Here is a 12,099-nt window from a genome sequence, read left to right as displayed (position 1 = left end):
ATGCACCCGCCGCAGCCTTCCTCGGATCTTGACCTCTACTCCCGCGCAGCTGCCGAAGCCGCCTCACGGGTGATCAGGGAGTACTCCACGTCTTTTCAGCTGGCTACGCGACTGCTGCCGGGACAGCAGCGCGCCGATATCCGCAGTGTGTACGCCTTGGTTCGCGTGGCCGATGAGATCGTGGACGGCACCGCCGAAGAAGCGGGGCTGGGCCCGGGCTCCAGGCGCGGCGTGCTCGACGCATTGGAGCAGGAAACCCTGACCGCACTGGGCAGCGGGTTCAGCGCGAATCTGATTGTTCACGCTTTCGCCACCACGGCTCGTCGCACCGGCATAGAGATTCCGTTGATCACCGCGTTCTTCACCTCAATGCGCCGGGACCTAGATCCGGTGACCTCGCTGAGTGAAGAGCAGTATCGCAGCTACGTCCACGGCTCGGCCGAAGCAGTGGGGCTGATGTGCCTGCGCGTGTTCCTCCAGGAGCAGCACACAGCGGAGGAGGATCTCGCCGAGCTGGAGAACGGAGCACGTCGGCTGGGGGCAGCCTTCCAGAAGATCAATTTTCTGCGCGATATTGCTGAGGATGCCGAGCACCTCGGCCGATGCTATTTCCCAGGAGCTTCTCGCGGTGAGCTCAGTGAGCAGCGCAAAACCGAGATCGTGGCTGATATTGATGCAGACCTGCATGCGGCGTGGAAGGTGATCCCGCAGCTGCCGTTTCCTGCCCGACGGCCTACCGCGCTGGCTGCCGCGCTATTCAGCGAGCTCAATGACCGGCTGCGTCGCACCCCGGCTCGACAGCTGCTGGAACAGCGAGTCTCGGTTCCCTCCTGGGTCAAGATTCGGCTGCTTGCCAGCACGGTGCTGACTGTGCGGTCTGGAGCTGCGCGGTGAGGCGCGGTCTGGTCAGGCGCGGTCCGGTCAGGTCGGGAGGACGCAGCGCACAGGACGCCGTCGTCATCGGCGGCGGTTTCGCGGGCCTGGCGACTGCCGCGCTGCTGGCGCGTGAGGGACATCGGGTCACGCTGCTGGAGGCCCAACCCAGTCTCGGCGGACGGGCCGGTGAGTGGAAGCAGGACGGTTTCCGCTTCGAAACTGGCCCATCCTGGTTTCTGATGCCTGAGGTCTTTGACCATTTCTTCGCGCTATGTGGCACCAGCACCGCAGAACAGCTGGACCTGGTCCGCCTGGACCCGGCCTACCGGGTGTTCTTCGAGGAAGCCGCCGAGCCCTTCGAGCTGCCCGCCACGGGTGCCGCCGCTGCTCTCACTGCCCTCAGCGGTGACCCGCATGGACTTGAGAAGTACCTGTCCTCCGCGGAGGAGACGTATCAGCTGGCCGTGCAGAAGCTGCTGTATTCCACGTATTCCTCCACGCGATCGTTCCTCGAGCCGGAGTTGCTGACCCGGCTCCCCAAGCTGCTGCGTTTGCTCGGCGAGCCGTTGGACCGCTTCATCGCCCGCCATACGTCCGATGAAAGGCTCCAGCAGATTCTGGGCTATCCAGCGGTTTTCCTCGGCACTTCTCCCCGTGATGCGCCGAGCTTGTATCACCTGATGAGCCACTTGGATATCAACCAGGGCGTGCTGTATCCCAAAGGCGGCTTCAGCGCCGTGGTCAATGCCGTGGAGCGCATTGCGCTGCGCGAAGGCGTGGAGATCCGCACCAACTGCCGGGCCCGGCACATCACCGGCGCACGTGGCCGGGCCACCGGGGTGCATTTCACTGACGAGCACGGTCAGCGCCAATTCCTCCAGGCATCTGTGGTGGTCTCCACCGCAGATATGCACACCACAGAGACCCAGTTACTCGCCCCGGATCACCGCAGCCTGAAACCTCGCCTCTGGGGTCGCCGGGACCCTGGCCCCAGTGCGGTGCTGGGGCTGCTGGGGGTCTCCGGTGAGCTTCCGCAGTTGGCTCACCATTCGCTGCTGTTCACCCGGGACTGGCAGCGTGGATTTGATGAGATCAGCGGCAAACGGCCCGACGGCGGGGCGCCGCGCTCAGTGTATGTCTGCCGCCCCAGCGCCACTGACGCGGTGGCCCCGGAAGGCAGCGAGAACCTCTTTGTCCTCATACCGGTGCGAGCTGACCCTGCCCTTGGCCATGGGGGAACTGAGGGCAATGGAGACCCCGGTGTGGAGCTGGTGCTTGATGAGGCCATCGAGCAGATTTCCCAGTGGGCGGGGATACCGGATCTGGCTCAGCGGGTCACCGTGCGGCGCAGCATCGGCCCTGCAGATTTTGCGCAGGACTTCGGGGCATTCAAAGGGGGCGCCCTGGGGCCGGCGCATACTCTGCGCCAAAGCGCGTTTATGCGTGGACCGATCAGCTCATCGAAGCTGGCCGGGCTGTTCTACGCTGGTGCCACCACGATGCCGGGAATCGGGGTGCCTATGTGCCTGATCAGCGCCGAGCTGGTGCTGAAGTCGCTGCGCTCGGACTCCACTGCCGGCCCGCTGGAGGCCCCCATTGCCCGCTGAGCTGACGGACTTCTTCTACTTGGCTGCGCTTCTGGGATCCAGTGGGTGCATGCTGCTGCTGGACTGGCGGTACCGACTCTTCCTGTTCCGGCAACCACTACGGGCCCTGCTGGTGCTGGCCCTAGGGACCGCGTTCTTCCTGCTGTGGGATGTGGCAGGAATTGCGCTGGGCATTTTCCTGCATGGGCCCGGCCCCTATATGACCGGCATCATGCTCGGGCCCGAGTTGCCTCTTGAGGAGCTGTTCTTCCTGCTGTTCCTGTGCCACCTGACCATGGTGTTGGTGTTGGGAGCCCAGCGGCTTCTGGAAAGCAGGCAGCAGCGATGACATACCTTGTTCTCTCCGCCGTGTTCCTCGGTGCCGCCGTGGTCGTCGCGCTGTGTGCGGCGGTGCTGCTGCATCGTTCCGGCAGGCCCGCCCCCTTCAGCTGGCTGGCGCTGACAGCCGCGGGGGTGCTGCTGCTGATCCTGACGGCGATCTTCGACAATCTGATGATTGCGGTTGGTCTGTTCAGCTATGCCCAGGAGCAGATCTCCGGCATTCGATTGGGTCTGGCGCCGCTGGAGGACTTCAGCTATCCACTGGCGGCGATCATCCTGCTGCCAGCCCTGTGGATACTCTTGTCCCGAGTCGGTGGAGGAAGGAGGCAGGATGATCACTGAGCTGCTCCGCTCATCCCGGCCGCTGAGCTGGATCAACACGGCTTATCCCTTTGCCGCCGCGTATCTGCTGGGTGGCGGCACCATCGACGTCGTCCTCATTGTGGGCACGCTGTTCTTCCTGGTTCCATACAACCTGGCGCTCTACGGGATCAACGATGTTTTCGACTATGCCTCCGATGTCGCGAATCCGCGCAAGGGAGGCGCCGAAGGGGCGTTGCTGGCCCCGAGGCTGCATACGCCCATGCTCATGCTCTCGGCGCTGATCTGCCTGCCCTTCATAGTTTTTCTGGCTATGCAGGGTACCGGGTTGTCCTTAGCAGTGCTGGCCGTGAGCATCTTCGCGCTGGTGGCCTACTCTGCGCCTCCGCTGCGCTTCAAAGAGGTCCCGGTGCTGGACTCGCTGACCTCGAGCCTGCACTTTGTCACCCCGGCAGCGTATGCGCTGGCCTTAGTCGGTACACCTTTAAGCGCCACCGTGGTCTGCGCTCTGGCCGCGTTCCTGCTCTGGGGCATGGCCAGCCATGCTTTTGGGGCGGTACAGGACATCATCCCGGACCGGGAAGCGGCTATCAGCTCTGTGGCCACCGCGCTGGGAGCTCGCGCCACAGTACGGCTGACTCTGGCGCTGTGGTCGGCTTCAGGTCTGATGATGCTCGGCACCGGCTGGCCCTGGGCCCTGGCGGGCTTGCTGGCGCTGCCCTATCTTGCGGCAGCTGCCCCGTATCAAGATCTCGACGACGCCGCATCCGGCCGCGCCCACGGCGGCTGGCGGCACTTCCTGTGGCTGAACTATGCCGCCGGCGCAGCACTGACCATGCTGCTGATCTGGGGCATCGGAGTCATCGGATGAGGCCTGGCAGATGAGACTGTGGTCCTTGCACCCTTCGCTGCTGGACCGGCAGGGATTGGTGGCCGGTTGGCGTGAAGCGCTGCTCGCCCAAGCAGTGCTCAAGGGCCGCACCCGTGGTTACACCCGGCACCCGCAGCTGCAGCGGTTCAGGGAGTCCGCGGACCCGGCGGGCGCCGTCGCGGACTATCTCCATGGGCTGTATGAGGAGGCTGTGGTGCGGGGATACCGTTTTGATGCCTCCAGGATCTCCGTGCAGGACACCACCACAGGCACCGCCGGGAACCGAGCACTGACCGTCACCACCGGCCAGCTTCAGTTCGAGTGGGAGCATCTCCAAAGCAAGCTCGCTCTGCGCAGCCCTGAGCGGCACCGCACTGGCCCGGTGCCGGATCCAGTGCCTGTGCATCCCCTCTTCCGAGTGGTTCCAGGGCCGGTGGCCGACTGGGAACGCCCATAGGCAGCCAGCGCCGGCGGCTAATGTACCGGGGCAGCAATAATGGACCTCGAGCTCCTGTATCGGCTGGTCTGGAGTGATTCGGCAGAGGAGGAAGGCCCGAGATGGACGAGATGGCCCACGAGCGGGTTCGCGACCTGGTGGCCTCAGTACCTGCCGGATGGGTCGCCACCTATGGTGATATCGCCGCCCTGGCGGGGCTGTCTACGCCCCGACTGGTGGGGCGAGTACTGAAAGAGGACGGCCATGACCTGCCCTGGCACCGGATAGTTCCCGCCACCGGCATCCCCGCACCCCATCTGCGCACCGAGCAGCTGGAACGGCTGAGGGCTGAAGGAGTACTGGCCGACGGCGTCCGCATCAGCCTGGCGCGCTACCGCTGGCAGGACCCGCAATAGTTCGCCGCAGGCTCAGTGCGCGATGGTGGCATGCTGGCGAATCCAGGCGTGCATGGCAATACCTGCGGCCACGCCCGCGTTGATCGACCGGGTGGAACCGAACTGTGCAATGGAGAGGGTGTCCACGGCTGCCTGCCGCACCTCCTCGCTGAGCCCCGGTCCTTCCTGGCCGAAAACCAGCACGCAGCGGCGCGGCAGGTCATAGGTCTCGATCGGCACTGAGTCCGGGAAGAGGTCCACACCCAGGATCGGCACCCCGGCGTCGTCGGCCCAGGCGACGAACTCCTGCACTGACCCGTGATGCCGCACATGCTGGTAGCGGTCGGTGACCATGGCTCCCCGACGGTTCCAGCGCTTCTTGCCGATGATGTGCACTTCTTTGGCCAGGAACGCGTTGGCGTTGCGCACCACAGTTCCGATATTGAAGTCGTGCTGCCAGTTCTCGATGGCCACGTGGAATTCATGCCGTTTAGCATCAAGGTGGGCAACAATCGCCTCGTGCCGCCAGTACCGGTATTCATCCACTACATTGCGGCGGTCGCCTTCACGCAGCAGCTCCGGGTCCCAGTGATCTCCCTCCGGCCAGGGGCCCTCCCAGGGGCCGACGCCGACTTCGCGCTGCTCGTTCACCCCAGTGTGGTCAGCAGGCGCAGTGTGGTCAGCAGGCGCAGTGTGGTCAGCCGACGCGCTGCGGTCGGCAGGGTCAGTCATCGAGGCCGAGGGAGAATCCGGCTTCCAGGTCAACACTGGAGTAGGTGCGGAAGGCCGCCATCGTCTCGGTGTCGTGGATGGTGGCGACTTTGGCGATCTTGCCCGGGATCAGGTCAGCCAAATCCTCGAAGTCAGCTGCTTTGACCATGGCCACCAGATCCCATTTGCCGGTGACTGAGTAGACAGCCTCGACCTCAGGGATATTGGCGATTTCTTGGGCTGCCTCGGGGATTCCGTGCGGGTCTGTTTTGATCAGGACGAAGACTGTGGCCATGGCGTCATTATGCCACCGGCGCCTACGCCGTACCCCAGCAATGGCACTTAGCTCAGACCCTCTAGTGCGTTGAGGCCCAGGAAGAGACCCACCAGGAAGAGGATGAGGGCCACCGTTCCGCTGGCGTGCCGACTCAGGAACTGCTCCAGCTTCTGCAGCGGCCCCTGCAGCAGACGCCCGGCCAGCACCCGGCCGGTCAGCAGCACCAGCGCGGGGGTGATCATCACCGCACAGTAATAGAGAATGAGCCCGGCTGCGGGCGCCGGTCCCGGATCCTCTGCGGCCACCAGTCCGATACCGGCCAGGTAGGGCAGCAGGGTAGCAATCTCCAATCCCACTGCCGCCAGTCCCAATCCCAGCAGCGCCAGGGTTCCTCCTCGCGACCCCTCGCCCACGGCACGCTCGCGGAACTGTTGGACGCGCCCGGCGCTGCCGCGGGCCTCCTCCCGGCGTCGTTTCTTCTCCTTGCCCTCTTTGGTCATGGGGTCCAGGCGAAAGCTATACAGGATCAGCAGAGCCGCCAACCCCGCCTGCGCCCAGAGAAACACCGGGGTCTGCTGTGCCATGCTGAGGCCTTCCAGCAGTTGGTCCCCCACCAGCAGCAGGCTGGTGAGCAGAACCAGACCGATCAGCGCATATGCCCCTGCGACGACGCCCAGATATACCAGCACCCGCCCCGCCCGGAGCCGTCCGGGAGCCATCAGCAGCCATACCGGGATCAGCAGGGTACCGAAGCTGGTGGAGTCCAGCAGCGCCAGGACAGTCAGGGCTCCCAGAAGCGCCCACAGCGGGCTGACCCCCTCAGGAATGAGCTCATCAGTGATCTGGGACAGGCCTGTAGTCCCCCACACAGAGGGCACCGCCTCATGAATCAGCCCAGGCACAACCCCGGGGGAGAGCATCAGTACATCAGCAGTCATAGGCCCAGCATGATGTTGGGTGCCCGTCGGCGCCTCGGCCAAAGGATCGAAAACTCGCAGCCACCCCCTCATTCCTCTGGATGAGGTGGACACAAGTGGCCCTATGGTCAAATACCAGCATGAGACCAGCACTGCGAGCCCACCTGCAGTCAGCGCTGACATTGAGCGTGGCCGCATTGGTGCTCCTCGTGGGATGGGCTGGTGTGGCTGAATTTCCCTGGTGGGCAGCCCTCGGTGTGGAGCCTCAGCTGTGGTGGCATGTGATCCCGTTGATCCTGATGGCAGCAGCGCTGCTGCTGCGCATCCGACGCCCAGTCCTGGCCCTGCTGCTCGGCGGTCTCATCGTCCTCGTGGATCTGAGCATCGGCGTCAATGTGGGTATCCTGCTGTGCCTCTCGGATCTGGTTTACAGTCTGGGAATTCGGGGCGGCCGGCGGGCTGTGAGCATCACCGGCGGCGTGCTGGGACTCATCACCATCGGTATTGGGGCAGGCAGCTTCCTCGCCGGTGTAGAGTGGCGCGCGGCAGTGAGCCTGTCACTGGGCGGTATGGCCGTGCTGCTGATGCCGCTGTGGTGGTCTTGGGAGGTGCGGCGCGGTTATCCGCTGTGGCAGGAGGCAGATGCCCGGGGTCAGCTGGAGGCCGAGCGTCACGCGAACGTGCTGCGCGCCCAGGCTCGCAAACGCCACGAAGCGGTGGAGGAGGAACGTCGAAGCATGGCACGGGAACTCCATGATGTGGTCTCCTCACAGGTCTCAGCAATTGCTCTGAGTTCCGGTGCCGTACTCAATGCCCCGGCCGAGTCTGCCAGGGACCGGGAGGCGCTGCGCACCATTCGCATCACCAGCGTCGAGGCCCTGGAGCAGCTGCGCGAAATGGTGCAGCTGCTCCGCGGTGAGACCGTTGATCCGGCCTCGGGTACCGCGCTGGAGGCCGCCACCTGGGATCAAGTGATAGCCCGAGCCCGCCAGCACGGACTGCAGGTCGCCATAGATGGACAGCCTCCGGATGGCCTGTCACCGGCGGTGCGGCATGTGCTGCTGCGCATCCTGCAGGAAGCACTCACCAACGCGCTGAAGCACGGCGACGGCAGCGCGAGCATAGGCGTGCGGACCCGCCGACGTCGACTGCTGCTTCAGGTGAGCTCGGGACTTCGGCAGGAGGAGGGCGACGTCGTCGCCGTCGGTTCCGGGACCGGACTGACCGCCATGCGGGAACGGGCAGAGATGCTGGGAGGCACCCTGCGCGCCGGTCCCAGCCGGGGTGATGAGAAAACATGGCTGCTGCGCGCAGAGTTGCCGCTGAAGGAGCAGAATGATGAATGAGCGACCCGTCACGGTGCTGATCGCCGATGACCACCCCAGTGTGAGGGCCGGTCTGCGCCTGCTGCTGGAGACTGCAGAGGGAGTGGAGGTGGTCGGTGAGGCTGCCGATGGCGCCACAGCGGTGCAGCAGACCCGCAGGCTGTGCCCTGATGTGGTGCTGATGGACGCCCGGATGCCCGGGATGGATGGAATCGAAGCGACCCGACAGATCACCCGCGAACAGCAGGCAGAAGTCCTTATGCTCACCACCTTCGACTTGGACGAGGTGGTCTTCGGCGCGCTGCGTGCCGGCGCCTCCGGGTTCCTGCTGAAGTCCGCTGAACCGGCGCAGCTGATCGATGCGATCCGCAGGGTGGCTGCCGGCGACGGGGTGGTGGCACCTGAAGTGACCAGGAAGCTGCTGCGCGAATTCGCCGCCGCACCGGAAGCAGACGGCGCATCGCCGTCGAACACTGCGGCACCGACATCCTCGGAGGACGCTGCGCCCAGGAAGCTCTCCCCATACCTCACACCCCGGGAACTGGATGTCCTAGCCACCCTGGGCCGCGGACTGACGAATGCGCAGATCGCCGCCGAGTTGCATGTCAGCATGGCGACGGTGAAGACACACGTCTCCAGCATTCTGGCTAAGCAGCACCTGACCTCGCGGATGCAGGCGGCGATCCTCGCACGGGAAGCCGGTCTGGCGTAGCCCTGCTGGTCTAGCAGCTCGGTTGATTAGGCGCGTTCAAGCTTCGGGACGCTGAAGGCCAGTGCCGCTACCGCCAGCACAGCGACTCCGGCCAGCAGCAGGTACATCGCCTCATAGCTGCCCATCAGCTCCGCCAGAGCCGCACCCACCGCCGGTGCCACGGCAATGGCCAGCATCACCGGGGCATTGAAGACCCCCGATAGTCGCCCATAGGCCCGTGGGCCCCACCGGTCAGTCACCGCGGTGGCCTTCAGCAGCGTGGAGATTCCGCGCGCCACACCGGCGACCATGGAAATCGCGATGAGCCACACCGCATTGGTCCAGTTCAGCGCTAGCGCCGCAGTGCTCACCGCCACCAGCAGGTAGATCCACAGGGTCCGGGACCGCACGCTCATCCCGCGTTCCATCGCCCAGTAGAAGAGCCTGCCCACGACCTGCCCCAGTCCCCCGAGCCCCAGGACCCAGGCGGCCAGCGTCGGAGACACCCCGCGGTCAATGAGCATCGGCACCAGATTGATCATTGCCGCGAACATCGCCAGTCCACCCAGCGTCAGTCCTACGGTCATCAGCAGATATGCGGGGGTGCGCATCACGCCTCGGGCGTACTCACGCTCAGAATCGACGACGACGCCCCCATCAGCCAGGCCCGCGACGTCGTCCCCATCAGCCGGAAGCGGAGTCTCATAGTCATTGCTGGGCCAGGGCCGGCGCAGCACCACCGCGTGGATGGGGATCGCCAGCACACCGATCACCACAGCCAGCACCGTGTAGACCTCCCGCCAGCTCAGCGCGGAGGCCAGGGCATCGGTCAGCGGGGCAAAAACTGTGGAGGCCAGCCCTCCGATGAGGGTGATGACGGTGAGTGCGAAAACCCTCCGGTGGCCGTACCACCGGGTCACCGCGGCGAAGGCTGGCGGATACAGCGTCCCCGCCATGGATACACCGGCCAGCAGCCAGCCGCAGAGGAAAAGCCAGAAGGTCGGCGCCCAGGCGATCAGCAGCAGTGCGATCACCCCCAGCACTGAGCCTGCAGTCATCACCAGGCGCGGACCGCGGTAGTCCAGCACTTTCCCCAGTGGGATTCCTAGCAGCGCCGACACCACAAGCCCCGCCGAATAGGCCACTGTGACGGAGGTCGGGCTCCATCCGGTATCAGTGGATATCGGTGCCGAAAGCACCGGAAAGGCGTAGTAGAGAATGCCCCAGGCAAGAATCTGGGTGATGCACAGCCCGGTGAGCACCATCGGTAGGGCCGTCAGTGGCGCCGGGCGTTCATCGTTCACCCAGACAGCCTACTGATCCTTCGCACCGGAGCGGTCTCTTAACACGGAGAAGGCGCCGTATTTCCCTGCGGGCTGCCAGCGCTGTGCCGACCCCGACTCCTGCCGCGGTACAGCCAGCCCACAGTCAGCACCGACACCGGCAGCACCAGGGCCGCGGCGGTGAGCATCCCGGGCGTATAGCTGGCGCTGACCATGCTGAAGGCCAGATGGCTCAGCGCATTGAGCAGCATCACCACTGCCACAGTAGCTAGCGCCGGGGTGCTCCACTCCGGGCGCTGACGCACTGCTATCCAGGTGACGAGAACGCCGAGAACGCTGAGCGCCACGACGGCGGCGCCAAAAAGAGCTGGATCATTGAGCAGCGGCCCGGGGATCAGCTGATGCTGCTGATTCCAGCCCGGCAGGTCACCGATCAGCTCCTCAGTGTTGTGCACCAGCACTGTGGCAAGCAGCGCCAACCAGAGCAGCTCCCGCGCCTGCAGCCTCATGGTCAAGCCTCAGTCCGTCAGTCCAGACCCAGGTCTGACTTGGAGTAGGCGTAGAGGTACGGAACCCCTGCTTCCTGCTCAATGCGTTCACGGGCACCGGTGTCTCGGTCCACGATCACGGCCACCGCCTGAATGTCCCCTCCGGCGGCGCGGACAGCCTCCACTGCGGTCAGTGCTGACCCTCCGGTGGTTGAGGTGTCCTCCAGAATCACCACTTTGCGGCCTTCCACACTGGGACCCTCCACCTGACGGCCCATGCCGTAGGTCTTGGCAGCCTTACGGACCACAAAGGAATCAATGCTGCGTCCCTGCTGGGCAGCAGCATGCAGCAGAGCCGTGCCCACCGGGTCTGCACCCATGGTCAGCCCACCGGCTGAGACGAAGTCCAGCTCGGCGTCGTCGAGCATCTGCAGCATGACCCGACCTACCAGCGGGGCGGCCTCATGGTGGAGCGTGATACGGCGCAGATCAATGTAGTAATCAGCCTCCTTGCCGCTGGAGAGAGTCACGCGGCCGCGGACCACCGCAAGCTGGTCGATGAGCTCCTGGAGCCGGCTGCGGTCAACGGATGGGTCTGTGGCGGAGGCAGTCATCATGGGCACCATCCTAGAGCCAATCGCGTGCCCTCCAGCCGAGGTCCAGGGAACTTTCACCTTTCGGAAACACTGCGCTGACTAGACTCTGGTTCATGCGTGAACTCCAGAAAGCCATTGTCGAAGAGATGGGCGTCAAGCCTGAGATCGATCCGGAGCAGGAGGTCACACGTCGCGTGGACTTCCTCGCTGATTACCTCAAGGCCACCGGGGCCAAGGGATTGGTCCTGGGCATCTCCGGGGGTGTGGATTCTTCTTTGGCGGGTAAGTTGTGCCAGCTGGCGGTGGAACAGCTGCGCGCCGAAGGTCTGGACGCGACATTCCACGCCATGCGGCTTCCCCACGGGATCCAGCATGATGAGGATGACGCCAAGCGCGCCGTCGAGTTCATCGCCCCTGATCAGACCCACACCTTTAATATCGAGAAGGCTGTCACGGGTGTGGATGTGGCATTCAACGAGAGTTTCGGCCGCAATCTGCTGGATTACCACCGCGGCAATGTGAAGGCGCGCCTGCGGATGATCGCCCAGTACGCTGTGGCCGGCGAACAGCAGGCCCTGGTGGTGGGCACCGACCATGCCGCGGAGTCCACTACGGGCTTCTTCACCAAGTACGGCGACGGTGGCGCTGATGTTCTGCCGCTGTTCACGCTCAATAAGCGGCAGGTCCGCGTTCTGCTGAAGCATCTGGGAGCTGATGAGCGGCTTTGGATGAAGGCTCCCACCGCGGATCTTCTGGATGAGACCCCAGGTCAGCTGGATGAGACTGAGCTGGGCATCACCTACGATCACATCGATGATTACCTCGAGGGCCGCGAGATTCCTGAGGCTGAGGCAGAGAAGCTGGAGAAGCGATACTTGGCCACTCGCCACAAGCGCACGGTCCCGGTGAGTATCGCTGATCAGTGGTGGCGTTCCTGAGCGGTGCATCTTAAGCGGGCTACCGACCCCTTCAAGGTGCTCACGC

General features: G+C 64.6%; 16 protein-coding genes. 10 read left to right on the top strand and 6 right to left on the bottom strand.

The window, feature by feature from the left end; all coding sequences use genetic code 11:
• The 7 genes from ABEA23_RS07380 (at window position 1) to ABEA23_RS07350 (ending at window position 4,848) form a co-directional block, all read left to right on the top strand.
• The gene (locus ABEA23_RS07380) at window positions 1–894 is read left to right on the top strand and encodes a phytoene/squalene synthase family protein (RefSeq protein ID WP_345477417.1); all 894 of its coding nucleotides are present in this window, start codon (window positions 1–3) and stop codon (window positions 892–894) included.
• Complete coding sequence (gene crtI, locus ABEA23_RS07375; RefSeq protein WP_345477416.1) at window positions 891–2,483, top strand: phytoene desaturase family protein; 1,593 nt, start codon at window positions 891–893, stop codon at window positions 2,481–2,483. Before ABEA23_RS07380 ends, crtI begins: the two co-directional genes overlap by 4 nt.
• The gene (locus tag ABEA23_RS07370; protein WP_267878928.1) at window positions 2,473–2,811 is read left to right on the top strand and encodes a lycopene cyclase domain-containing protein; all 339 of its coding nucleotides are present in this window, start codon (window positions 2,473–2,475) and stop codon (window positions 2,809–2,811) included. The genes crtI and ABEA23_RS07370 overlap by 11 nt, the downstream gene beginning before the upstream one ends.
• Window positions 2,808–3,146, top strand: a complete 339-nt coding sequence (locus tag ABEA23_RS07365; protein ID WP_345477415.1) for a lycopene cyclase domain-containing protein — start codon at window positions 2,808–2,810, stop codon at window positions 3,144–3,146. The genes ABEA23_RS07370 and ABEA23_RS07365 overlap by 4 nt, the downstream gene beginning before the upstream one ends.
• Window positions 3,136–3,996 (top strand): prenyltransferase, encoded by an 861-nt coding sequence (locus tag ABEA23_RS07360; RefSeq protein WP_345477414.1) that lies wholly within the window; start codon window positions 3,136–3,138, stop codon window positions 3,994–3,996. Before ABEA23_RS07365 ends, ABEA23_RS07360 begins: the two co-directional genes overlap by 11 nt.
• A gap of 10 nt (window positions 3,997–4,006) precedes the next feature.
• Entirely contained in the window at window positions 4,007–4,453 is a 447-nt protein-coding gene (locus ABEA23_RS07355) for a pyrimidine dimer DNA glycosylase/endonuclease V (protein WP_345477413.1), read from the top strand.
• A 101-nt stretch (window positions 4,454–4,554) separates the two neighbouring features.
• A complete protein-coding gene (locus ABEA23_RS07350; RefSeq protein ID WP_345477412.1) occupies window positions 4,555–4,848 on the top strand; it encodes an MGMT family protein in 294 nt (97 codons plus the stop codon).
• A 12-nt stretch (window positions 4,849–4,860) separates the two neighbouring features.
• Here ABEA23_RS07350 and ABEA23_RS07345 read toward each other — a convergent pair whose 3' ends face one another.
• Genes ABEA23_RS07345 through ABEA23_RS07335 form a run of 3 tightly spaced genes read right to left on the bottom strand, consistent with a single transcriptional unit; the run spans window position 4,861 to window position 6,753 of the window.
• A complete protein-coding gene (locus tag ABEA23_RS07345) occupies window positions 4,861–5,559 on the bottom strand; it encodes a TrmH family RNA methyltransferase (RefSeq protein ID WP_345477411.1) in 699 nt (232 codons plus the stop codon).
• Window positions 5,552–5,833: an Lrp/AsnC family transcriptional regulator gene (locus ABEA23_RS07340; RefSeq protein ID WP_044496121.1), complete on the bottom strand. Its 282-nt coding sequence runs from the start codon at window positions 5,831–5,833 to the stop codon at window positions 5,552–5,554. The genes ABEA23_RS07345 and ABEA23_RS07340 overlap by 8 nt, the downstream gene beginning before the upstream one ends.
• A 47-nt stretch (window positions 5,834–5,880) precedes the next feature.
• Window positions 5,881–6,753 (bottom strand): GAP family protein, encoded by an 873-nt coding sequence (locus ABEA23_RS07335; RefSeq protein WP_345477410.1) that lies wholly within the window; start codon window positions 6,751–6,753, stop codon window positions 5,881–5,883.
• 119 nt (window positions 6,754–6,872) lie between these two features.
• Between ABEA23_RS07335 and ABEA23_RS07330 the strand changes: the two genes are divergently transcribed.
• Together ABEA23_RS07330 and ABEA23_RS07325 are read left to right on the top strand one after the other, a co-directional pair.
• The gene (locus ABEA23_RS07330) at window positions 6,873–8,078 is read left to right on the top strand and encodes a sensor histidine kinase (protein ID WP_345477409.1); all 1,206 of its coding nucleotides are present in this window, start codon (window positions 6,873–6,875) and stop codon (window positions 8,076–8,078) included.
• Window positions 8,071–8,769, top strand: a complete 699-nt coding sequence (locus ABEA23_RS07325) for a response regulator (RefSeq protein WP_345477408.1) — start codon at window positions 8,071–8,073, stop codon at window positions 8,767–8,769. Before ABEA23_RS07330 ends, ABEA23_RS07325 begins: the two co-directional genes overlap by 8 nt.
• A 26-nt stretch (window positions 8,770–8,795) precedes the next feature.
• Here ABEA23_RS07325 and ABEA23_RS07320 read toward each other — a convergent pair whose 3' ends face one another.
• From ABEA23_RS07320 to pyrE, 3 genes are read right to left on the bottom strand one after another with little or no spacing between them, the layout of a single operon-like run.
• Complete coding sequence (locus ABEA23_RS07320) at window positions 8,796–10,052, bottom strand: MFS transporter (protein WP_345477407.1); 1,257 nt, start codon at window positions 10,050–10,052, stop codon at window positions 8,796–8,798.
• Between the two features lie 38 nt (window positions 10,053–10,090).
• Entirely contained in the window at window positions 10,091–10,540 is a 450-nt protein-coding gene (locus tag ABEA23_RS07315; RefSeq protein ID WP_345477406.1) for an HXXEE domain-containing protein, read from the bottom strand.
• A 17-nt stretch (window positions 10,541–10,557) separates the two neighbouring features.
• A complete protein-coding gene (gene pyrE / locus ABEA23_RS07310) occupies window positions 10,558–11,133 on the bottom strand; it encodes an orotate phosphoribosyltransferase (protein WP_260072520.1) in 576 nt (191 codons plus the stop codon).
• A 95-nt stretch (window positions 11,134–11,228) separates the two neighbouring features.
• Here pyrE and nadE point away from each other — a divergent pair, with 95 nt between their 5' ends.
• Window positions 11,229–12,053: an ammonia-dependent NAD(+) synthetase gene (gene nadE / locus ABEA23_RS07305; protein WP_345477405.1), complete on the top strand. Its 825-nt coding sequence runs from the start codon at window positions 11,229–11,231 to the stop codon at window positions 12,051–12,053.
• Window positions 12,054–12,099 lie beyond the last annotated feature (46 nt).

This window comes from Nesterenkonia rhizosphaerae (genome assembly GCF_039544555.1).
Lineage (GTDB): Bacteria > Actinomycetota > Actinomycetes > Actinomycetales > Micrococcaceae > Nesterenkonia > Nesterenkonia rhizosphaerae.
This window is presented reverse-complemented; position numbering and strand designations above follow the sequence as displayed.